Source organism: Demequina sediminis (assembly GCF_039545075.1).
In the GTDB taxonomy this organism is placed as follows: domain Bacteria; phylum Actinomycetota; class Actinomycetes; order Actinomycetales; family Demequinaceae; genus Demequina; species Demequina sediminis.
This window is the reverse complement of the sequence record NZ_BAABRR010000005.1, coordinates 148,977-169,616: the sequence shown is the minus strand read 5'-3', so window position 1 is coordinate 169,616 and position 20,640 is coordinate 148,977. Positions and strand designations below refer to the sequence as shown.

Genomic DNA, 20,640 nt, shown 5'->3' with positions numbered 1-20,640 from the left:
GCGATCGCGCGCGAGGCGGGAACACCCGCGCCCGCGAGACGTTGAGAGCAACGGGGCCGAGAGCCCCAAATGTAGGAGTTGTCCGGTGCGTGCCGCCGGGTCGGGAGGAGTCGCCAGTGTTCAGCGCCATGATGGGAACCCTTGTGGTCGCGGGGATCATCGCCGCGATGGTCTTTGTCGCGGCATTCGCCGCCGAGGGTCGCGGTAGGCGCGTGGTCCGCATGCTCCTGGGTGAGGAGGAGCTGCGTTCGCCGCGCGAGCACCTCTTCGACGAGGTCGAGCGTCCGCAGCCCACCCTGGACGTCGTGGGCAAGCTGGGTCGCCCCGAGACGCGCGAGCTCGAGACCACGCGCCGCTGACTCCGCGCCACAACCTGACAGACTGTTCCCGTGGACGTCTCATGGATTCCTGGTGACAGTGACCTTGTCGTAGCCCTCATCGCGGGCCTCGTCGTGATCGGCGGCGTCGCCGCCGCGGTGGTGGGCAAGGCGCGTCAGGCGCCGCCGCGCCCCGCGCCGCCCCGCACGGCACCCCCGCGCCCCTCGCAGGGGGACGATGCCGCGGTCGCCCCCGCGCCCGAGGCGCCTTCCGAGGGGGAGGCCCCGGCGCGCGAGACCGCCGTCGAGGCACCCGAGGCGGTCGACCACCGCTTCGGCAGGCTGCGGCGCAGGCTCGGCACCGGTCTCGGTGAGTCGCTGCTCGCGATCTTCCGGCGCGGATCGCTGTCCCAGGACGACTGGGACGAGCTCGAGGAGACGCTGCTGCTCGCCGACGTCGGTGCAGGCGCCACCGACGCCCTGCTCACGGATCTTCGCGCGCGCCTCAAGGCCACTCCCGATGCCGATCCGCGCGCCGTGCTGAGGGCGGCGCTGCTCGACGTGGTCGATCCGACGCTGGACCGCTCGCTCGCGCTGGGCGCGGCGGGCGACGGCGCGCTCCACACGGCGATCGTCGTGGGGGTCAACGGCGTGGGCAAGACCACCACGGTGGGCAAGATCGCTCGCGTGCTGGTGGCCCAGGACCGCACCGTGGTGCTCGGCGCGGCGGACACGTTCCGTGCCGCGGCGGCCGATCAGCTCGAGACCTGGGGCGCGCGCGTCGGCGTGCCGGTCGTGCGTGCGCACGTCGACGGCGCCGATCCCGCCTCCGTCGCGTATGAGGCGGCCGACCGTGCGCGGGCCGAGTCCGCGGAGGTGCTGCTGGTCGACACCGCCGGCCGCCTGCAGAACAAGCAGGGGCTCATGGACGAGCTCGGCAAGATCGTGCGCGTCGTGTCCAAGGTGAGCCCGCCCTCGGAGGTGCTGCTCGTGCTCGACGCGACCACCGGTCAGAACGGCCTCACGCAGGCCAGGGTGTTCGGTCAGGTGGCGCCACTCACGGGAATCGTCCTCACCAAGCTCGACGGCACCGCGAAGGGCGGAATCGTGCTCGCGGTGCAGCGCGAGCTGGGCGTGCCGGTGAAGTTCGTCGGCCTCGGCGAGGGCGCCGACGATCTGGCGCCCTTCGACCCCGAGGGATTCGTGGACTCGCTGCTCGGCCAGTGACGCCCGGACGCCCTGCATCGTTCCCGCGCACGAGCCTGCGCAACGCACCTTTTACGTGGGCGAGCCGGATGTAACCGTTCGGAAACATGGAGGTCGTGCGGGGGAAACAGGAGTCCGAGAGTCTGACACTACTGCTGGCCGAGCGGCTGGCGGAGGGAGAGAAACAATGGAATTCACGCTGGACTCCGGCAACACCGCGTGGATGATCGTTGCGACCGCTCTTGTCCTCCTCATGACGCCCGGTTTGGCGTTCTTCTATGGAGGCATGGTTCGCGCGAAGTCCGTGCTCAACATGATGATGATGAGCTTCATCAGCATCGCCATCGTCGCTGTCATCTGGGTGCTCTATGGCTACGGCCTCACCTTCGGCAGCGGTGACTACATCGGCAACCCGGCCGACTTCATCGGTCTCAACGGCATCGCGGACGACTCGTCGCTCGCCGCCGGTTCGGGTGTTCCGTTCCTCGTGATGGCGGGCTTCCAGGCCACCTTCGCGATCATCACGGTGGCCCTGATCTCCGGTTCGGTTGCCGACCGCATGAAGTTCGGCGCCTGGAGCGCCTTCGTGGCCATCTGGGTCACCATCGTCTACTTCCCCGTCGCTCACGCGGTCTGGGGCGGCGGCATCCTCGGATGGGACAGCCCGCTCACGGGTTCCTCGCCCATCGACTTCGCCGGTGGAACCGTCGTTCACATCAACGCCGGTGCGGCCGCCCTGGCGCTCGCCCTCCTGCTCGGCACCCGCAAGGGCTTCGGCAAGGAGCCGTTCAAGCCGCACAACCTGCCGTTCGTGATGCTCGGTGCCGCGCTCCTGTGGTTCGGCTGGTTCGGCTTCAACGCCGGCTCGGAGTTTGCCGCTGACGCGACCGCCGGTCGCGCGTTCCTCAACACGGTCGTGGCCCCCGCGGTCGCCGTGCTGGGCTGGCTCCTGGTCGAGCGCATCCGCGACGGCAAGCCCACCTCGCTGGGTGCCGCCTCCGGTGTGGTCGCCGGTCTGGTGGCGATCACCCCCGCGGCCGCCTCGGTCGACACGTGGGGCGCCCTCGCGATCGGCTTCGTCGCCGGTGTGCTTTGTGCGCTCGCCGTCGGCCTGAAGTACAAGTTCGGCTACGACGACTCGCTTGACGTCGTGGGCGTCCACCTCGTCGGTGGCCTCGTGGGAACCATCCTCATCGGCCTCTTCGCGAACCTCGACGAGGGCACCACCTGGGCAGGCGCAGGCGAGGAGCTCTCGCCGATGAACGGTCTGTTCTACGGTGGAGGCATGACGCAGCTCGTCACGCAGACGGTTGTTGCTCTCGTGGCCGTGGTGTTCTCCTTCGTGGTGACCTACCTCATCGGCCTCGCGATCAAGGCAGTCGGCGGTCTTCGCGTGAGCGAAGATGTCGAGGTGTCGGGAATCGACCTCGCCGAGCACGGCGAGACCGCTTACGAGGAGGCGAAGTAACCATGAAGTTGGTCACCGCGATCATCCAGCCCCACCGCGTCGACGAGGTCCGTGCGGCCCTCGAGGCAGCGGGCGTCAAGGGGGTCACCGTCTCCGAGGCCGCCGGCTACGGCCGCCAGAAGGGCCACACCGAGGTCTACCGTGGCGCCGAGTACACCGTCGACCTGGTCCCCAAGACCCGGCTCGAGGTGCTGGTCGACGACGCCGATGCCGGAGTCGTGACCGAGGCGATCGTCTCGGCCGCTCAGACCGGCAAGATCGGTGACGGCAAGGTCTGGGTTGTCCCCGTGGACGACGTGGCCCGAGTCCGCACCGGCGAGCACGGCGCGGACGCCCTCTAAGAAGGGACGACGTACGACAGATGGAGAGCCGTGAAGGCTCCCGCGCTGAGGTCCCGCACCCCCGTGGGGTGCGGGACCTCAAGCGTCTGAGGAGGGCACACGCCGAGCAACTGGCCGCGAGCGGGCTGAGCGGCCGCGAACGCAGGCAGGCCATGGCCGACTTCGTGTTCGCCCACCTCAAGGAGCACTGGGACGAGGTCGCCGACGGCCTGCGCGAGGGCATCGCGTTCGGCGCGGTGGGATCCGTGGGCCGCGGCGACGCTGGCCCTGCGTCCGACCTCGACCTGGTGATCCTGCACGACGGGACCACGCACACCAAGGAGGCCGTCGCGGAGCTCGCGCAGCGGCTCTGGTACCCCATCTGGGACGCGGGCCTCGAGCTCGACTACTCGACGCGCACCCTCACCGAGTGTCGCCAGGTGGCGTCGAAGGATCTCGCCGCGGCCGCCGGACTCCTCGACCTGCACCCCGTGGCCGGCGACGAGCACCTCGTGCAGACCGCGCGCACGCATATCTACCAGGACTGGCGTGCGGCGGCCCGCAAGCGGCTGCCCGACCTGCTCGCCGCGTCCCGCGCGCGCGCCGAGCGGCACGGCGAGCTCGCTTACCTCATCGAGCCGCACCTCAAGGAGGCCCGCGGCGGCCTGCGCGACTTCACGAGCCTCACCGCGCTCAGCGCGACGTGGCTCACGGACCGTCCGCACGGCGCGGTCGACGACGCCGGCGCGTTCCTCATGGACGTGCGCGACGCGCTTCACCTCGAGTCGGGTCGCGCGGTCAACGTCCTGGGCCGCCACCTCGCCCCCGAGGTGGCGCAACGGCTCGGCTACACCGACCCCGACGACCTACTGGCGGCCATCGCGGAGGCGGGCCGCACCATCGCGTTCGCACTCGACACCACCGAGCGTGGCGCGCGGCGCTCGCTCGAGCGGTCGGGCGTGGGCTCGCGCGCATTCCTCGCGCGCCGTCGCGCCGCCGCACCGCGCCACGTCCCCGTCGCAACGGGGCTGATCGACGTGGACGGCGAGCTCGCCCTCGCGCCCGCGTACCGGGCAGAGGACGATGCCGTGCTCCCGTTGCGCGCCGCCGCGGCCGCCGCGACCACGGGGCTGACGTTCACGCCGACCGTCCTCGAGACACTGCGGCGCTGTCCCGACCTGCCCGTGCCCTGGCCCGAGGAGGCACGCACCGCGCTGCGCGACCTGCTGCGCGCGAGCGCGCACCTCGTGCAGGTGTGGGAGGCGGTCGACCTCGAGGGGCTCGTGGTGCGATGGCTGCCCGAATGGGAGGGCGTGCGCAACCGGCCGCAGCGCAGCCCGGTCCACCAGTACACCGTGGACCGCCACATGATCGAGGCGGTGGTCATCGCGGGCAAGCATCGCCGCGGCACCCCCCGCGCCGACCTGCTGCTCCTCGCCCTGCTGTTCCACGACATCGGCAAGCGACCGGGCGCGACGGACCACTCGATCGACGGGGCTGCGCTCATTCCGAGACTCGCCGCGCGCATCGGCCTGTCTCGCGAGACCGCCCACGACCTCGAGCTCCTGGTGCGCGAGCACCTCACCCTCGCGGAGTTCGCCACCACCCGCGATCCCGAGGATCCTGCGACGGTCGCCGACCTGCTGGCGGCGGTCGAGGGTCGCGCGGAGATGCTCGAGGTGCTGCGCGCCCTGACGGAGGCGGACGCGAAGGCGGCCGGCCCCAAGGCGTGGACCGCGTGGCGCGCCCAACTGGTCGAGACGCTGACCGTGCGGGCCCGCGCGGCGCTGGCCTCCGAGAGCAGGCGCGCGGGACGGTAGGCTGGAAGGCACGCTGTGAAGGGATATTCGTGTTCGCCAACCTCTCCGATCGCCTGACAGAGACCTTCCGCAACCTGCGGGGCAAGGGCCGCCTGACCGAGGCGGACATCGACGGCACCATCCGCGAGATCCGCCGCGCGCTGCTCGACGCCGACGTCGCGGTGCCCGTGGTCCGCACGTTCACGAGCAACATCCGCGAGCGCGCGCTGGGAGCCGAGGTGTCGGGCGCGCTCAACCCCGGCCAGCAGGTCGTGAAGATCGTCAACGAGGAGCTCGTCGCGATCCTGGGCGGCGAGGCTCGGACCCTGCGGTTCGCGAAGACCGGCCCGACGGTCATCATGCTCGCGGGTCTGCAGGGTGCCGGAAAGACGACCCTCGCGGGCAAGCTCGCTCATCACCTCAAGCAGCAGGGCCACACCCCGCTGCTGGTCGCCGCCGACCTGCAGCGCCCCAACGCCGTGACGCAGTTGCGTGTCGTGGGCGAGCGCGCGGGAGTCCCGGTGTTCGCCCCCGAGCCCGGCGTCACCCGCGAGGACGAGCGCCCGCGCGGCAACCCCGTCAAGGTCGCGAAGAAGGGCCTCAAGGAGGCCGAGCAGCGTCAGCACTCGGTCGTGATCGTCGATACCGCGGGCCGCCTGGGCATCGACCAGGAGCTCATGAGTCAGGCCGCGGACATCCGCAAGGCCGTCGAGCCCGACGAGGTCCTCTTCGTCATCGACGCGATGATCGGCCAGGACGCCGTCACCACGGCGACCGCGTTCCAGCAGGGCGTCGACTTCACCGGCGTGGTGCTGACCAAGCTCGACGGCGACGCCCGCGGTGGTGCGGCGCTGTCGGTCGCCGAGGTCACGGGCCGCCCGATCATGTTCGCGTCGACCGGAGAGAAGCTCGAGGACTTCGAGGTCTTCCACCCGGACCGCATGGCGTCGCGCATCCTCGACATGGGCGACATCCTCACGCTCATCGAGCAGGCCGAGCGCACGTTCGACCAGGCCGAGGCCGAGCGCATGGCGCAGAAGGTCTCGCAGGGCGAGGACTTCACGCTCGCGGATTTCCTCAGCCAGATGCAGCAGCTCAAGAACATGGGCTCGATGAAGAAGATGCTCACGATGCTGCCCGGCATGGGCCAGCTGCGTGACCAGATCGAGAACTTCGACGAGCGCGAGCTCACGCGCACCGAGGCGATCATCCAGTCGATGACGCCCGCCGAGCGCGACAACCCCAAGCTTCTCAACGGCTCGCGTCGCTCGCGCATCGCGGCGGGTTCAGGGACGACCGTCGCGCAGATCAACTCGCTCGTCAAGCGGTTCGAGGACGCGCAGAAGATGATGCGCGCGATGGCCCGTGGCGGCGGCATGCCGCAGCTGCCCGGGATGGGCGGCGGGCCCGGGGCGTTCGGCGGCATGCCGGGCGGCAAGAAGTCGAAGGGCAAGCAGGCGCCACAGCGCAAGGTCAAGGGAAAGTCGGGCAACCCCGCGCTGCGCGCGCAGCAGGAGGCGGCGGCCCGCAACCGCACCCCGGCCGCGCCTGCGCCGGGCTCAGCCTTCGGCCTGGGCGCGCAGCCGCCCCAGGAGGTCGACACCTCGAAGCTGGGCGCCGACCTGGGCAAGTACCTCGGGCGCTGACGTGGCGCTGCGGCTGAGCGGCCCCGTCCTCGCGGGTGAGGACGACGTCCGTGACGGCGCCTGGGTGGTCGACGGCCGGATCACCTACGCCGAGCCGCCGTGCGTCGAGCGCACGCTCGACGGTGTGGTCGTGCCCGGCCTGGTCGACGTTCACTGTCACGTGGGCCTCGATAGCGGGGGTGCGGTCGACGCCGACCTCGCCCTCAAGCAGGCACTCGTGGACCGCGACGCGGGCACGCTGCTCATCCGCGATGCCGGCTCGCCGTCTGACACGCGCTTTCTCGACGCGGTCGACACCGCCCCCCGGCTGATCCGCGCGGCGCGCTTCATCGCGCGCCCCAAGCGTTACCTGCGCCACTACGCGCGCGAGATCGAGGTGGCCGACCTGCCCGCCGTGATGGCCGAGGAGGCGCGCGCGGGCGACGGCTGGGTCAAGATCATCGCCGACTGGATCGACCGCGACGCCGGGGATCTCACGCCGCTGTGGCCCGCCGGTGTCCTCGCGGAGGGGATCGCCGCCGCGCACGAGGCGGGCGCGCGCGTCACGGCGCACACGTTCGCCACGGAGTCGATCGACGCGCTCCTCGACGCGGGGATCGACTGCATCGAGCACGGCACCGGGATGACGGCCGACCATATGGCGGAGGCGGCGGCGCGCGGCATCCCCGTGGTGCCCACCCTGCTGCAGGTCGCGAACTTCGAGGGATACGCGGCTCAGGGGGAGGGGCGCTTCCCGGGATACGCGGCCCGCATGAGGACGATGCACGAGCGCCGGTTCGCGCACGTGGCGGCCCTGCACGAGGCCGGGGTGTCGCTGCTGGTTGGCACCGATGCCGGCGGGACGATCGGCCACGGCGCGCTGCCGGCCGAGGCGGCGCTGATGGTCGCGGCGGGCGTCCCCGCCGGCGACGTGGTCGCGATGGCCTCGTGGCGCGCGCGTGCCTTCCTCGGCGTGCCGGTGCTCGAGGAGGGCGACCCCGCCGACCTCGTCGTGTACGCGGAGGACCCTCGCGCGGACATCTCCGTGCTCGCGTCGCCGCGGCACGTGGTGCTGCGCGGCGCTGTCGTGTAGAAGCGCGGTCGTGTAGCACCGCTCTCGACAAACTCTCAGCACGGCCCGAGCATCGTCCGAGCACGGGCCGGTGGGATGAGAGCCATGAAGCGCTCCTCCGGCATCCTCGTCTCCGGCCTCGCGGCCTCCCTCGTGTCGACCGGGGCCCTCGTGGGCTCGGGGTTGTGGACGGAGGGCACCACGTCGGTGGCCAGTCCCGCCACGGCCCTGACGGGCGCGTGGGCCACGGAACCCGCGGCTGCCTCAACCTCGGGCGCCGCGTCGACCCCGGCATCGGCCACATCTACCGCCACGCCCTCCCCCACGTCCACCGCGACGCCGTCCACGGAAGCGGCGACCGACGCCTCCACCGCCGCGACCTATGCGGGCGAGGTGGTGAGCAGCCGCTACGGCGACTTCCAGGCCCAGATCACGGTCGAGTCGGGCGTGATCACGGCCATCACGTGGCTCGAGTCGGGCGAGTCGGATCCGCATTCTCAGCGCATCAATGAGCAGGCGATGCCGGAACTCGAGGCGGCGATCCTCGAGGCGCAGCACACGGATGTCGGCTACATCTCGGGCGCGAGTTATACCTCGGCGGCGGTCGAGGATGCGGTGTTGAGCGCGATGCAGGCGGCGGGCCTCGCATGAGCCTCGCGACGCCCGTGCAGGGGAGTGGCCCTCGCCTCGATGAGTGGTCGCGGATCAGCGCGCGTCGCGCGCGCGGCGTGACGCAGGACCGCAGGCGCGATGCCGTCGAGGCCGCGGCGTGGCTCGCGGGCACGGGGGCGATCGCGCTCGCGCTGGCCTCCGGCACGCTCGACGTCACGAGTCCGTCCGGAGTGCTCATCTCCGGCGGCCGCCTCGCGGGAATCGTCGCGTCGACCCTGATCATGGTCCAGCTGGTGCTCATCGCCCGCATCCCCGTCGTCGAACGCACCCTGGGCCACGACCGCGCCGCGAGGCTGCATGGCACGCTGGGTCGGCTCGGCTTCCTGGTGATGATCGCCCACGTCGCGCTGCTCGTCGCCGGGTACGCCCTGGTCGCGCGGATCGGCGTGCTCACTCAGGCGTGGGAACTCGCCGTCGCTCACGGCGGTCCCATGACGCTCGCGTGGATCGGCGCCGTGTTGCTCATCGCCGTCGTCGTGACCTCGTATGCGGCGGTGAGGCGGCGGTGGGCCTACGAGTCGTGGCACGCCGTTCACGTCTTCGCGTACCTCGCGGTGGGGCTGTCGATTCCTCACCAGCTGACCGACGGCTCGACCTTCATGGCGGGCGGCTTCGCGTGGTGGTACTGGGCCGCGCTGTGGACGGTCGCGGTGGGTGGGCTACTCGTATTTCGGGTCGCGCGGCCGTTGGTGCGGATGCGCAGGCACCGCGTGCGGGTCGCCGCGACGGGCGTGCTCGCGGACGGCTCCACCGCGATCGCGATGACGGGGCATCGGCTGGGCCGTCTGCGCGCTCGGGGCGGGCAGTTCTTCCTCTTTCGCTTCCTTGCGCCGGGCGTGTGGGGACAGGCCCACCCGTACTCGCTGTCACGGGCGCCGCGGGAGGACTGGATGAGGATCACCGTCAAGCCGCTTGGGGACGGATCAGCCGCCCTCGCGGGACTGCGCCCTGACACCCGGGTCATGGTCGAGGGGCCGTTCGGCCTCTTCACCGACGCGCACCGCAGGGGCAACCACCTGGTGCTCGCGGGCGCGGGGATCGGGATCACGCCCGTGCTCGCGTTGCTCGAGGACTCGGACCTCCGCCCCGGCGAATGCACGGTGATCGTGCGCGCTCACGCGGAGCGGGACGTGCCTCACCTCGACGAGCTCCGCTCGCTCGCCGCCGCCAAGGGAGCCGCGCTTCACGTGCTCGTGGGCCCGCGCGGCGACGGCTGGGCCCCGCAGGCCGCCCCAGTGCGACTGGGGCACGTGGTTCCCGGACTCGCGGGTGCGGACGTCTTCGCGTGTGGACCCACGGGCTGGGTGGGAGCGCTCATGGACGATGCCGCGCGCGCCGGGGTGCCGGCCGAGCGGCGCCATTCGGAGGGCTTCTCCTGGTAGCGCGTACGATGCGAACGCGAACGGGGAACACGAGATGACCCCGCGAGCGTTGGCTCAGCAGCACCGATCCCCCGGAGGTCACGTGAGCACCGTCGATGCCTATGCCCGCGCGGCCGTGCGGCGGTCGTGGTGGAGGGACGGCCTCGAGGCCTCCGTCTACCTCGTGTCCGCCGTGGGCGTCGCGCTCTTCATCGCCTCGGGGGGCCTGCTGGTCGCCCAACCGCTGGATGCCTTCTACGGCGTGGGCCGCGTCGCGGGAATCGTCGCGGCGGTGCTGGTCTTGGCACAGATCACCCTGATCTCGCGCGCGCCCGTCGTGGAGCGTGTGCTCGGTCACGATAGCGCGGCCGCCACCCACACACGCCTGGGCAAGGTGGCGTTCATCCTGATGGTGATCCACGTCGCGATCATGATGATCGCGAGCGCGCGTTACGACGGCCGCTCGATCTTCGCCCAGACTGCCGCCTTCTGGGACCTGGGTTGGTTCATGGTCGCGGCCCAGTCGGGCTTCGCGCTCTTCTCGATCGTCGTGGTGACGTCGCTGGTCGCGGTGAGGTCGCGGTGGCGGTACGAGCGCTGGCACGCGGTCCACCTGATGGTCTACCTCGCGATCCTTGCGGTGGTGCCGCATCAGTTCCTCGAGGGCTCGACCTTCCGCGACGGCGGCGCCGCGTGGTGGTTCTGGGCCGTGCTTTACGCGCTCGCGGTCGGGTCGTTCGTCGTGTTCCGCGTGGTGCGGCCGCTCGTGCTGTCGCGCCGCCACGGCCTGCGCGTCGCGCAGGTCACGCCTCACGACGACGGCTCGACGAGCATCGTCATGACGGGGCGCGACCTTGACCGCCTGGGCGCGCGGCCGGGTCAGTTCCTGTTGTGGCGATTCCTCGACGCGCAGCGGTGGCGCGAGGCGCACCCCTTCTCGCTCTCGCGGGCGCCCGAACCCGACTCGTTGCGGATCACGGTCAAGCCGTCCGGCGACGGCTCCGCGGCGCTCGCGCGGGTGGCGGTCGGCACGCGCGTCATCGCCGAGGGCCCGCTGGGTGTGTTCTCCGACGTCACGCGCACCGCGCCCGGCGCGGTCTTCGTCGCCGCGGGAATCGGGATCACGCCGCTGCGCGCGATGCTCGATACCGCTGAGGGGCCGTGCGCCCTCATCTGGCGCGTGCGCTCGCGCGCCGAGGCGCCCCTGGTGGCGGAGGTCGAGGAGCTCGCGGAGCGCCGGGGCGCCGGGCTGATCCTCCTCGAAGGTGCCCGCGGCACCGGGTGGGGAACGGCGGCTGGGGAGAGCCTCGCGGGACTGGTTCCCGACGTCGCGGGCCACGACGTGTACGTGTGTGGACCGGTGGACTGGGCGGACGCGGTGGTGGCGGACGCGCGCGCGGCGGGCGTCCCCGACGACGCGATTCATCGCGAGAGGTTTGCCTGGTGAGGCGCGCCATGACGACGAAGGGCGGGAAGTGACGATGCGAGGGTCACGCGCGGTGATCGTGGCGGGTGGGTGCGCGAGCATTCTGGGAGCAGGATGGGTGGCGGCTCCCGACGAGTTGCCCGCGCTCGACCTTGCCGAACCCACCCCAAGCGCGACGCCGGACGCCGGCGAGTCGTCCTCGCCGGAAGCATCGTCTCCCGCGAGCCAGACGTTTGGCGGCCCGGCCATCACCAACGCCCGCGGCGCCTACCAGGCCCGCATCACGGTGGTCGATGGGGTGGTCACCGACGTGCAGGCCGTCGTGGCAGGCACGAGCGCCGCGGAGTCCGTCGCGATCAACGCCACCGCCATCCCCGAACTGCGCACGCGCGTGCTTGAGGCGCAGACCTGGGACGTCGAGGCGGTCAGCGGTGCCTCCTTCACATCGCCCGCGTTCATCGAGTCGCTCGAGGCGGCGTTCGCGGAGGCCGGGCTGTGACCCAGGCCCCGCTGCGCACTACGGTGCACGCGATGGCGATGCCGTTCGTGATCGAGCTCGAGGGCGCGGACCCCGCCGAGGCGGAGCCGGCGATCGCGGCCTTCCACGCGGCGCTCGTGTGGGCGGACGAACTGTTCTCGCTGTGGAAGGACGACTCGTACCTGAGTCACCACCTCAGGGGCGAGCTCACGCTCGACGAGGCGCCGGCCGAACTGCGCGAGGTGCTCGAGGCCTGCGAGTGGTACCGCGAGGCCACCGGTGGCGGCTTCGATGCGCGCCGCAAGGACGGGGTGATCGACCCGACCGGACTGGTCAAGGGCTGGGCCGTCGCGCGCGCGTCCCGGCACCTGCGCGCGGCCCGCGCGCGGGACTGGATGGTGGGCGCCTCGGGTGACGTGCTCGTCGCGGGCGGGCGCACCCGGCGGATCGGCATCGCAAACCCCAGGGTGTCGGGCGATCCCACGGGGACGGCCGTGATCGACGTCATCGAGCTCGGCGGCGCGTTCACGGCGGTCGCCACGTCGGGAGGCGCGCAGGTGGTCGACCACATCTGGGACCCCGTCACGGGCGAGGTCGCCCGTCACTACCTGCAGGTGTCAGTCGCGGGGACGGATCTGGCCGATGCCGACGCGTGGGCCACGGCGATCGCGGGCGGCGGACCCGCCGTCGTGGGTCGCGCCCTTGAGCGCGGTCTCGAGGTGATGGTGGTCACGGGGGAGCGCCACGACGGCACCTTCGATGCGCAGTCGTCCCCCGGATGGCCCAGCGTGCGGTAGGCGGCATCCTCGCGCGTCTGGCACAATGGGTCGCTGGCGCCGCGCCGTGTGCGCACGCCAATTCGTCTTGTCAGCGAGCGACGCCCACTCCCGGGCGACCGCGCGCCGGCTCACACCGAATACAAGGAGACAGCCATGGCTGTGAAGATTCGCCTCAAGCGCTTCGGCAAGAAGCGCGCCCCGTTCTACCGCGTTGTCGTCATGGACTCGCGCACCAAGCGCGACGGCCGTGCGATCGAGGAGATCGGCAAGTACCACCCCACCGAGGAGCCCTCGGTCATCGAGATCAACTCGGACCGCGCGCAGTACTGGCTCTCCGTGGGCGCGCAGCCCACCGAGCAGGTCACCGCTCTCCTCAAGCTCACCGGCGACTGGGCCACCTTCAAGGGTGAGAAGGGCGTGAGCACCGTCAAGTTCGCCGCCGGCAAGGAGGACCCCGAGGCCGCCGTCAAGGCCCTCGCGGACGCCGCCGAGAAGGCCAAGGCTGACGCCGCCGCGAAGAAGGAGGCCGCCAAGGCCGAGGCCGACGCCGCAAAGGCCAAGGAGGAGGCTGACGCTGCTGCCGCCGCCGAGGCTGAGGCCGCCGACGAGGCTCCCGCCGAGGGCGCTGCCGATGACGCCGAGGCCCCCGCCGCGGAGGAGAAGTAACGATGGTCCTCGACGCTCTCGAGTTCCTGGTGCGCAGCATCGTCCGCAACCCGGACGACGTTCGCGTGACCGAGCGCTCCGGGCGTCGTGGCACCACCATCAACGTGGTGGTGCACCCCGACGACCTGCCGCGGGTGATCGGCCGTCGCGGCCGCACCGCGACCGCGATCCGCACCGTGGTCGAGGCCATCTCGCGCGAGGACGTCCGCGTCAACATCGTGGATGTCGCGTAGGGCGAGGACGACCCTCGTCAACGAGGCCCATCCCTGACGGGGTGGGCCTCGTTGCGTTGGCGGGTCCCCGTGGGACCGCCCTATCCGCGATAGCCGCGGAAGAAGTCCGACCCCCGCCTCGTCGAGAGCAGAGCGATGACGGTGAGGGAGATGAGCACTCCGACGATGCCGTGCCACGAGATCACGCCGCCGAGGGCGAGCAGCGCGTACGCGGCGGCCGCGAGGCGGACGACCATCGCGAGGATCACGAGCACGCGTGCGCCCTGAGATCCCATCGCGAGGCCGGCGGCGACCGCAGCCGTGAGCACCCCGATGACGAGCGTGCCCACGCCATACCAGCGGACGTCAGCCTCGCTCAGGGTCGAATCGATCGTGTCGAGGTTGAACGACAGCCACACGAGTGCGGCCCCTGCGATGAGGTCGAGGATCGCGGCGATCCACGTCAGCGCGGCGACGAGCGTGACGGAGCCTGGACGATCGGAGGATGTGGTGGACATGAGGGCCTCCCCACGCGCGGCGACGGCCGCGGTCAGGTCGAGCGGAAGTACGTGAACGCCCGCGGTGTCGCGAGCATGAGGATGATCAGCAGGGCGCCGATGCCCTGGCCGATCGCCTGCCATCGGACAATCTCGCCGATGGCCTCGTGCGCATAGACCGCACCGCCGATCCGCGCGGCCATGAGCACCATGATGAGGACGCGCGAGAGCTGGGACCCCGCGGCGAGACCGAGCGCGAAGGCCGCGGTCAGCAGCCCGATCGCTGCGAGAGCGATGCCGTAGCCACGCAGCGAGGATTCCTCGACACCGAGGTCGGTCCCTGCGAGATTGAGGCTGAGCCACAGGAGCGCTCCGCCACCGATGAGGTCGACCGCGGCCGCGACCCACGTGAGGATCACCGCGAAGGTCACGCCTGGCGGGCGGGTGGTCGTGTCGGCCATGTCCTCTCCCCAGGTAGACGGTGACTCCACGCTATCGCGCGCGAGGGAAGGCGGCGCGGTGACCGTACCCTGGTGTCATGAGATTGACCGTCGCACGCATCGGCCGCGCCCATGGGCTCAAGGGGGAGGTGTCGGTTGAACTTCGCACCGACATCCCTGCCGACCGCCTCGTTCCGGGCGAGGTGTTCGACACCGAGCCGGCGTCCGCAGGGCCGCTGACGGTCGACAAGGTTCGCGTGCAGGCCGGGCGCTGGTACGTCCACTTCGCGGAGATCCGCTCGCGCGAGGAGGCGGATGCGGCTCGCGGGGTCGAGCTCACGATCGACGGCGCAGAGTCGGACGAGGACGACGCGTGGTACGTCCACCAGCTCGTGGGGTTGGCCGTGGTGCGGCCCGACGGGGAGGAGGTGGGCGAGGTGGTCGACCTCATGACGATGCCCGCGCACGACCTCTTGGTGGTCCGCCAGCCGGGTGGGCACCGCGCGATGATTCCGTTCGTCGAGGACTTCGTGCCCGAGGTCGACGTCGAGGCGGGTCGCGTGGTCGTGACCCCGCCCTATGGCCTGCTCGCGGGCGAGGAGCCCGAGTCGACCGGGGAGACGTCCGCGTGAAGATGCGCATCGACGTCGTCACGATCTTCCCCGAGTTCTTCGGCGTGCTCGACGTGTCCCTGCTGGGCAAGGCGCGCGAGGCCGCCCTGGTCGAGACCCACGTGCACGACCTTCGCGACTACGCGGCCTTCAAGGCCGATGGCAGCCCGGACGTGCACCGCACGGTCGACGACGCCCCGTTCGGCGGCGGCGCGGGGATGGTCATGAAGGCCGATGTCTGGGGAAAGGCCATCGACGACGTCCTGCGACCTTCCGGAGTGCTCGTCATCCCCAGCCCGGCCGGGGTGCCCTTCACGCAGGCGCTCGCGGCAGACCTCGCCGAGGCGTCGCAGCTCGTGTTCGCGTGCGGTCGCTACGAGGGAATCGACGCACGCGTGGCCCAGCACTACGCGGACGCGGGCTACCGCGTCATCGAGGCAAGCCTGGGCGACTACGTGCTCAATGGAGGAGAGGTGGCCGCCTTCGCCATGATCGAGGCGATCACGCGGCTCATTCCCGGCTTCATGGGCAACGCGCAGTCGATCGTCGAAGAGTCGCACTCCGACGGGTTGCTCGAGTACCCGTCGTACACGCGTCCCGCGCAGTGGCGAGGGCTTGAGGTGCCCGACGTGCTGCTGAGCGGTCACCACGCGCGCATCGCACAGTGGCGGCGCGATCAGCAGCTCGAACGGACCCGCGAGCGACGTCCCGACCTGCTTCCTCCCGACGCGACCGTCGCGGACTGACGCGGAGCTCTCCGCCAGCCCGCGCATCGTCCGGACACGGTGTGGCAGAATAGTCCCTCGGTGCGTACGGTGCCGCGACCTGCCACAGGGGGTCTCGGCGCTTTCCGTGACACGCCGTCACCATCGATCGCCGTCAGGCGGATACCGTGCGTGGCCTGTGGCATGTGCGAGGAGAGACAGTCATGCAGAAGCTCGACCACGTTGTCGCGGGCCAGCTCCGCGACGACATCCCGGCCTTCCGTGCCGGTGACACCGTCAAGGTCCACGTCAAGGTCATCGAGGGCAACCGCTCGCGTGTCCAGGTGTTCCAGGGCATCGTGATCGCCCGTCAGGGTCAGGGAATCGGCGAGACCTTCACGGTCCGCAAGATCTCGTTCGGCGTGGGAGTGGAGCGTCTGTTCCCGGTGCACGCCCCCACGATCGAGAAGATCGAGCTTGAGCGTCGCGGCGATGTCCGCCGCGCGAAGCTGTACTACCTGCGCGGACTGCGCGGCAAGGCCGCTCGCATCCGCGAGAAGCGCGAGAACTAGCCATCGCGACCAGCAGCGACGCGCCGGCAGACGGGAAGCCGTCTGCCGGCCGTCGCGCCTGGGGATGGACGAAGGAATTCGTCCTCGTGGTCGTCAGCGCGTTGCTGCTGTCGTTGGTCATCAAGACCTTCTTCTTCCAGTCCTTCTTCATCCCGTCGCCGTCGATGGAGCCCGCGCTCATCAAGGGCGACCGGATCCTCGTCACCAAGTGGCGTCCCGACCCGCTCCCGCTGCGCCGCGGCGACGTCGTGGTCTTCAAGGACCCCGCGCAGTGGCTGGGCGAGCCGGGTGCCGATGACACGGGCCTCGAGCGCGTCGCCAAGGACCTGCTCACGTGGACCGGTTTGCTACCGGAGGACGCGGGAGAGCACCTGGTCAAGCGCGTGATCGGCCTGCCGGGCGACGTGGTCGAATGCACCGCGGCGGACGCTCAGGTCGCCGTCAACGGTGAGCTGCTCACCGAGGACTACATCGCTCCGGGCGCGCGCCCGTGCGGCGTCGAGTTCCGCGTCGAGGTGCCCGAGGGGTACATCTGGGTCATGGGCGACAACCGTGACGACAGCGCAGATTCGCGCGCGCACATGGGCGACCCCGGCGGCGGCACGGTGCCCGTCGATAACATTGTGGGCACCACGTTCGCCGTCGTGTGGCCGCTCGATCGCTTCGCCGGCGTGGGCAACCCGTTCGGCGACGAGGCCGCGTCCACCGCCGACTGACGTGACCGTCTCGCTCGTCCACGAGCGCGCCCTGTGGGACGCCGGCGCGCGCACCGTCGCGGGGATCGACGAGGTCGGACGCGGCGCTCTCGCCGGACCGGTGAGCGTGGGCGTCGCGGTGGTCGCGCCGTGCGAGACCTGGCCCGACGGGCTCACGGACTCCAAGCTGCTCTCGGCCGCGCGGCGCGAGGCGCTCATCGCCCCGCTGCAGGCCTTTGGCGTGGCACGCGCGGTGGGACACGCTGCGGCGGCCGAGATCGATGAGGTCGGCATCATCGCCGCGCTGCGACTCGCGGCGCGGCGCGCGCTCGACGCGATCCCGGTCGCCGTGGATGCCGTGCTGCTCGACGGCACCCACGACTGGCTCACCCCGCCCCCTGCGGATCTCTTCGCTGTCGAGTCCGACGCGTGGGACGCACCGCCGGTGACGATGGTGGTCAAGGGGGACAGGGCATGCGCGTCGATCGCGGCGGCCTCCGTGCTCGCCAAGGTCGAGCGCGACGCGCTCATGGCGGCCGCGCACGCGGACCATCCCGCGTACGGATGGGACGGCAACAAGGGCTACGGCGCGGCGGTGCATCTCGATGCGCTGCGCGCGCTGGGGCCTTCGCCGCTCCACCGGGTGTCCTGGCGGCTCCCGACCGGTTGACGCGCGCGTGTCTTCGCGTGGGTGTTCGCGCATGGCGTTCGCGAACTGCGGCGCGTTGCGTCCACAATGGTCGGGTGAGCCACGAAGACCTTGAGAACTACGAGACCGAAGCCGAACTCGCGCTGTACCGCGAGTACAGGGACGTCGTGGGCCTGTTCCAGTACGTCGTGGAGACCGAGCGCCGCTTCTACCTGTGCAACAAGGTGGATCTGCAGGTGAAGGCCTCGGGCGGGGACATCTACTTCGAGGTCACGATGGCCGACGCCTGGGTCTGGGATGTCTACCGCAGCGCGCGTCTGGTGCGCAACGTGCGGGTGGTGACGTTCAAGGACGTGAACATCGAGGAACTCGCGCGCGACGACGACCTCCCCGACATCCGCCAGCTCCGCGGCCGCTGAGTCGGGGGTCTGGGGGTCCTGCCCCCGCCCGGCTGTGCCCGCCTGTGTCCAGGTGCGCCGGAGCGCCCCCACGCGCCCGTGCGCCCGTGCGCCCGTGCGTAAGTCACACATCTGACGGCCGGTGTCTCGAGATCCGTGCTCGTCTCTGGACGCACGTGTCTCCAGATGTGTGACGTGTGCACGTGGGTGCGGGCGTGGGGGCGGGAAGCGGGGCGTCGCCTGGCCCCTCCACACCCCGCAATCCTGCACTTGACGCAAAAGTGCAGAGACTGCAAAAATACAGATCATGCACATCGCATCGCCTGCGCCCCGAGCATCGTCCACCGGGGAGGCCGCCCCGGGACTGAGGGAGCGCAACCGCGTCCGCAGGACGCGTCGCGTCGAGCGCGCCGCGCTTGAGCTCGCTCTCGAGCACGGCGTCGACGTGGTGACGGTCGACATGATCTGCGAGGCGAGCGATGTCTCGCCGCGGACCTATTTCAACTACTTCGGCACGAAGGAGGGCGCGCTGCTCGGCCCCGCGCCCTCGACGCCGTCGAGCGAGGCGGTCGACGAGTTCGTCCACGCGCGCGGCCCGATCGTCGAGGACCTCATGATCATCATGGCGCGCGCCTTCTTCGCGACCGAGTCCGACCCCGAGGTCTTCGCGATGCGCCGCCTGCTCTTCGAGCGTGAGCCCGCCCTGCAGTCGCTACGCCTCATGCGCCTCGCGGACAAACGGCAGGCCACCGCCGCGATCGTGCGCCGGCGCCTCGCGGTCCAGCACCCCGAGCTCACCGAGGACGAGGCGAGCGACCAGACCCACCTCGTCGTGAGCATCGTCATGGGTGCCTTTCCCGTGATCAGCCGCCAGTGGCTCGCCCACCCCGGCGATGCGGCGCACGCCGAGACCCTCATCCGCGCCGCGATCGACAAGATCCGACGCATCGTCACCCCCGACGCGTGATCCGCGCCGAGTCCCCACCCGAAAGAGAGACCATGCCCACCACCGCGACCGCGGGCGCCGCCCAGGCGCCCGCCACCGACCGCAGGTCGATCCTGCTGGTCTTCGTGGGGCTCATGACGGCCATGCTGCTGTCCGCCCTTGACCAGACCATCTTCTCGACCGCGCTCCCCACGATCGTGGGCGAGCTCGACGGGGTCGACCACATGCTGTGGGTGACCACCGCGTACATCCTCGCGGCGACCATCATGATGCCGGTGTACGGCAAGCTGGGCGACCTGATCGGCCGCAAGTCGCTGTTCATCGGCGCGATCGCGTTGTTCATGGCCGGCTCGGTGGTGGGCGGTCTTGCTCAAGGCATGACCGAGCTCATCGTGGGCCGCGCCATCCAGGGCCTCGGCGGCGGTGGACTGATGATCCTGTCGCAGGCGATCATCGCGGACATCGTGCCCGCGAGGGAGCGCGGCCGCTACATGGGCGTCATGGGCGGCGTGTTCGCCCTCGCGTCGGTGATCGGCCCGCTGCTGGGTGGTTGGTTCACCGAGTCGATCGGCTGGCGCTGGTGCATGTGGATCAACATCCCGCTGGGCGCCGTCGCGATCCTCAGCGCGATCCTGTTCCTCCACCCGAACGCCGAGCGCCGCGAGCGGCCGCGCCTCGACATCGCGGGCATGATGCTCATCGCGATCGCCTCGGCCGCGCTCGTGCTGTTCACGTCGTGGGGCGGAGGGCAGTACGCGTGGGACTCGCCCGTCATCATCGGCCTGATCGTGTTGACCGTGATCGCGGCCGTGGCCTTCGTCGCCGTCGAGCGTCGCGCCGCCGAGCCGATCATGCCGCTGCACCTCTTCGCCGAGCGCAACTTCACTCTCACCACCGCCGCGGGCCTGCTCATGGGCATCGCGATGTTCGGCACGCTCGCGTACATGCCCACCTACCTCCAGATGGTCGCGCAGGTCGATGCCACCTCGGCCGGTCTGCTGATGATCCCGATGATGGGCGCGATGCTGCCCACGTCGATCGTCGTCGGCCGCGCGGTGAGCCGCACCGGCCGCTACCGCTGGTATCCGATCGCGGGCTCCGTGGTGATCGCCGCCGCGATGTTCCTGCTGTCGACGATGTCCGCGACGCAGCCCGTGTGGGTGACGTGCGCGTACCTCGCGGTCTTCGGCTTGGGACTGGGCCTGCAGATGCAGGTGCTCGTGCTGATCGTGCAGAACACCTTCCCGCTGCGCATGGTGGGCACGGCGACGGCCGCCAACAACTACTTCCGGCAGATCGGCGCCTCGCTGGGCGCCGCGGTGGTCGGGTCGATCTTCACGAATCGGCTCATCGCCCTGCTCGCGGAGCGCGCGCCGGGTGGCGGCGCCAGCCTGAGCGACGCGAACTCGCTCACGCCGGCCGCGGTGCGCGACCTCCCGCAAGAGATCCAGGACGTGATCGTGGGCTCGTACAACGACGCGCTCGCTCCCGTCTTCCTGCTCATCGTTCCTCTTGCGCTGCTGTCGCTGGTTCTGCTCCTGTTCGTCAAGGAGGAGCCGCTGCGCACCACGCTCGACGTGGCCCCCGAGGCCGCGGAGGTCGGGGCGGGCGGTCCGGCATCCGTGAGCGGGGACGATGCGGGGGATACCGGTCGCGCCGACGACGACCAGGTGGTGCCCGCGCGCGTGTAGGACAACCGCGTGGCAAGGGGCGCGGAGGGGTCACCC

Annotated in this window: 24 protein-coding genes; 22 read left to right on the top strand and 2 right to left on the bottom strand. The window is 70.9% G+C overall.

Features of this window, described 5'->3' with window-relative positions; all coding sequences use genetic code 11:
• The first annotated feature begins 128 nt into the window (after positions 1-128).
• From ABEA62_RS06380 to ABEA62_RS06315, 14 genes are all read left to right on the top strand, one after another.
• The gene (locus ABEA62_RS06380; protein WP_345379157.1) at positions 129-359 is read left to right on the top strand and encodes a hypothetical protein; all 231 of its coding nucleotides are present in this window, start codon (positions 129-131) and stop codon (positions 357-359) included.
• Positions 360-389: 30 nt separating this feature from the next.
• Positions 390-1,544, top strand: a complete 1,155-nt coding sequence (gene ftsY, locus ABEA62_RS06375; protein WP_345379155.1) for a signal recognition particle-docking protein FtsY — start codon at positions 390-392, stop codon at positions 1,542-1,544.
• Positions 1,545-1,710: 166 nt separating this feature from the next.
• The gene (locus ABEA62_RS06370; protein WP_286216452.1) at positions 1,711-2,991 is read left to right on the top strand and encodes an ammonium transporter; all 1,281 of its coding nucleotides are present in this window, start codon (positions 1,711-1,713) and stop codon (positions 2,989-2,991) included.
• 2 nt (positions 2,992-2,993) lie between these two features.
• Positions 2,994-3,332, top strand: coding sequence for a P-II family nitrogen regulator (locus ABEA62_RS06365; protein WP_286216451.1), 339 nt, complete (start codon positions 2,994-2,996; stop codon positions 3,330-3,332).
• Positions 3,333-3,484: 152 nt separating this feature from the next.
• Entirely contained in the window at positions 3,485-5,131 is a 1,647-nt protein-coding gene (locus tag ABEA62_RS06360) for a [protein-PII] uridylyltransferase family protein (RefSeq protein ID WP_345379152.1), read from the top strand.
• A 29-nt stretch (positions 5,132-5,160) separates the two neighbouring features.
• Entirely contained in the window at positions 5,161-6,756 is a 1,596-nt protein-coding gene (gene ffh, locus ABEA62_RS06355) for a signal recognition particle protein (protein ID WP_286216449.1), read from the top strand.
• 1 nt (position 6,757) lies between these two features.
• Positions 6,758-7,828 (top strand): amidohydrolase family protein, encoded by a 1,071-nt coding sequence (locus ABEA62_RS06350; protein WP_345379149.1) that lies wholly within the window; start codon positions 6,758-6,760, stop codon positions 7,826-7,828.
• 84 nt (positions 7,829-7,912) lie between these two features.
• Positions 7,913-8,458 carry an FMN-binding protein gene (locus tag ABEA62_RS06345; protein ID WP_286216448.1) on the top strand — a complete coding sequence of 182 codons (546 nt, stop codon included), beginning with the start codon at positions 7,913-7,915 and terminating at the stop codon, positions 8,456-8,458.
• On the top strand, positions 8,455-9,861 hold the full coding sequence (locus ABEA62_RS06340) for a ferredoxin reductase family protein (RefSeq protein WP_286216447.1): 1,407 nt from the start codon (positions 8,455-8,457) through the stop codon (positions 9,859-9,861). Before ABEA62_RS06345 ends, ABEA62_RS06340 begins: the two co-directional genes overlap by 4 nt.
• Before the next feature lie 82 nt (positions 9,862-9,943).
• Positions 9,944-11,287 carry a ferredoxin reductase family protein gene (locus ABEA62_RS06335; protein WP_345379145.1) on the top strand — a complete coding sequence of 448 codons (1,344 nt, stop codon included), beginning with the start codon at positions 9,944-9,946 and terminating at the stop codon, positions 11,285-11,287.
• 97 nt (positions 11,288-11,384) lie between these two features.
• On the top strand, positions 11,385-11,765 hold the full coding sequence (locus tag ABEA62_RS06330) for an FMN-binding protein (RefSeq protein WP_286216443.1): 381 nt from the start codon (positions 11,385-11,387) through the stop codon (positions 11,763-11,765).
• Positions 11,762-12,541: an FAD:protein FMN transferase gene (locus ABEA62_RS06325; protein WP_286216442.1), complete on the top strand. Its 780-nt coding sequence runs from the start codon at positions 11,762-11,764 to the stop codon at positions 12,539-12,541. Before ABEA62_RS06330 ends, ABEA62_RS06325 begins: the two co-directional genes overlap by 4 nt.
• 135 nt (positions 12,542-12,676) lie before the next feature.
• A complete protein-coding gene (gene rpsP, locus ABEA62_RS06320) occupies positions 12,677-13,189 on the top strand; it encodes a 30S ribosomal protein S16 (protein WP_286216441.1) in 513 nt (170 codons plus the stop codon).
• Positions 13,190-13,191: 2 nt separating this feature from the next.
• Positions 13,192-13,422, top strand: coding sequence for a KH domain-containing protein (locus ABEA62_RS06315; RefSeq protein ID WP_286216439.1), 231 nt, complete (start codon positions 13,192-13,194; stop codon positions 13,420-13,422).
• Positions 13,423-13,502: 80 nt separating this feature from the next.
• Here ABEA62_RS06315 and ABEA62_RS06310 read toward each other — a convergent pair whose 3' ends face one another.
• Together ABEA62_RS06310 and ABEA62_RS06305 are read right to left on the bottom strand one after the other, a co-directional pair.
• Positions 13,503-13,919 carry a hypothetical protein gene (locus ABEA62_RS06310; protein WP_286216436.1) on the bottom strand — a complete coding sequence of 139 codons (417 nt, stop codon included), beginning with the start codon at positions 13,917-13,919 and terminating at the stop codon, positions 13,503-13,505.
• A 32-nt stretch (positions 13,920-13,951) separates the two neighbouring features.
• On the bottom strand, positions 13,952-14,359 hold the full coding sequence (locus tag ABEA62_RS06305; RefSeq protein ID WP_286216434.1) for a hypothetical protein: 408 nt from the start codon (positions 14,357-14,359) through the stop codon (positions 13,952-13,954).
• A gap of 77 nt (positions 14,360-14,436) precedes the next feature.
• On the opposite strand from ABEA62_RS06305, the gene rimM reads away from it, so the two are divergent.
• The 8 genes from rimM to ABEA62_RS06265 all read left to right on the top strand — a co-directional run bounded on the left by rimM (position 14,437) and on the right by ABEA62_RS06265 (position 20,604).
• Positions 14,437-14,970 (top strand): ribosome maturation factor RimM, encoded by a 534-nt coding sequence (rimM, locus tag ABEA62_RS06300; protein WP_345379140.1) that lies wholly within the window; start codon positions 14,437-14,439, stop codon positions 14,968-14,970.
• A 2-nt stretch (positions 14,971-14,972) separates the two neighbouring features.
• Positions 14,973-15,695, top strand: coding sequence for a tRNA (guanosine(37)-N1)-methyltransferase TrmD (trmD, locus tag ABEA62_RS06295; protein ID WP_286216697.1), 723 nt, complete (start codon positions 14,973-14,975; stop codon positions 15,693-15,695).
• A gap of 182 nt (positions 15,696-15,877) precedes the next feature.
• Positions 15,878-16,225 carry a 50S ribosomal protein L19 gene (gene rplS / locus ABEA62_RS06290; RefSeq protein WP_286216431.1) on the top strand — a complete coding sequence of 116 codons (348 nt, stop codon included), beginning with the start codon at positions 15,878-15,880 and terminating at the stop codon, positions 16,223-16,225.
• 86 nt (positions 16,226-16,311) lie between these two features.
• Positions 16,312-16,941, top strand: coding sequence for a signal peptidase I (gene lepB, locus ABEA62_RS06285; protein ID WP_286216429.1), 630 nt, complete (start codon positions 16,312-16,314; stop codon positions 16,939-16,941).
• A gap of 1 nt (position 16,942) precedes the next feature.
• On the top strand, positions 16,943-17,590 hold the full coding sequence (locus tag ABEA62_RS06280; RefSeq protein WP_286216426.1) for a ribonuclease HII: 648 nt from the start codon (positions 16,943-16,945) through the stop codon (positions 17,588-17,590).
• A 74-nt stretch (positions 17,591-17,664) separates the two neighbouring features.
• On the top strand, positions 17,665-17,988 hold the full coding sequence (locus ABEA62_RS06275) for a DUF2469 domain-containing protein (protein ID WP_062460556.1): 324 nt from the start codon (positions 17,665-17,667) through the stop codon (positions 17,986-17,988).
• A gap of 286 nt (positions 17,989-18,274) precedes the next feature.
• Positions 18,275-18,934 carry a TetR/AcrR family transcriptional regulator gene (locus ABEA62_RS06270; protein ID WP_286216425.1) on the top strand — a complete coding sequence of 220 codons (660 nt, stop codon included), beginning with the start codon at positions 18,275-18,277 and terminating at the stop codon, positions 18,932-18,934.
• Between the two features lie 32 nt (positions 18,935-18,966).
• On the top strand, positions 18,967-20,604 hold the full coding sequence (locus tag ABEA62_RS06265) for an MDR family MFS transporter (protein WP_345379135.1): 1,638 nt from the start codon (positions 18,967-18,969) through the stop codon (positions 20,602-20,604).
• The last annotated feature ends 36 nt before the right edge of the window (positions 20,605-20,640 follow it).

Coding starts and splice junctions, on each gene's coding strand:
- ABEA62_RS06380 (WP_345379157.1), top strand. CDS start 129: ATGATGGGAACCCTTGTGGTCGCGGGGATCATCGCCGCGATGGTCTTT.
- ABEA62_RS06370 (WP_286216452.1), top strand. CDS start 1,711: ATGGAATTCACGCTGGACTCCGGCAACACCGCGTGGATGATCGTTGCG.
- ABEA62_RS06365 (WP_286216451.1), top strand. CDS start 2,994: ATGAAGTTGGTCACCGCGATCATCCAGCCCCACCGCGTCGACGAGGTC.
- ABEA62_RS06360 (WP_345379152.1), top strand. CDS start 3,485: ATGGCCGACTTCGTGTTCGCCCACCTCAAGGAGCACTGGGACGAGGTC.
- ABEA62_RS06345 (WP_286216448.1), top strand. CDS start 7,913: ATGAAGCGCTCCTCCGGCATCCTCGTCTCCGGCCTCGCGGCCTCCCTC.
- ABEA62_RS06340 (WP_286216447.1), top strand. CDS start 8,455: ATGAGCCTCGCGACGCCCGTGCAGGGGAGTGGCCCTCGCCTCGATGAG.
- rpsP (WP_286216441.1), top strand. CDS start 12,677: ATGGCTGTGAAGATTCGCCTCAAGCGCTTCGGCAAGAAGCGCGCCCCG.
- ABEA62_RS06315 (WP_286216439.1), top strand. CDS start 13,192: ATGGTCCTCGACGCTCTCGAGTTCCTGGTGCGCAGCATCGTCCGCAAC.
- ABEA62_RS06310 (WP_286216436.1), bottom strand. CDS start 13,919: ATGTCCACCACATCCTCCGATCGTCCAGGCTCCGTCACGCTCGTCGCC.
- ABEA62_RS06305 (WP_286216434.1), bottom strand. CDS start 14,359: ATGGCCGACACGACCACCCGCCCGCCAGGCGTGACCTTCGCGGTGATC.
- rimM (WP_345379140.1), top strand. CDS start 14,437: ATGAGATTGACCGTCGCACGCATCGGCCGCGCCCATGGGCTCAAGGGG.
- trmD (WP_286216697.1), top strand. CDS start 14,973: ATGCGCATCGACGTCGTCACGATCTTCCCCGAGTTCTTCGGCGTGCTC.
- rplS (WP_286216431.1), top strand. CDS start 15,878: ATGCAGAAGCTCGACCACGTTGTCGCGGGCCAGCTCCGCGACGACATC.
- ABEA62_RS06270 (WP_286216425.1), top strand. CDS start 18,275: ATGCACATCGCATCGCCTGCGCCCCGAGCATCGTCCACCGGGGAGGCC.
- ABEA62_RS06265 (WP_345379135.1), top strand. CDS start 18,967: ATGCCCACCACCGCGACCGCGGGCGCCGCCCAGGCGCCCGCCACCGAC.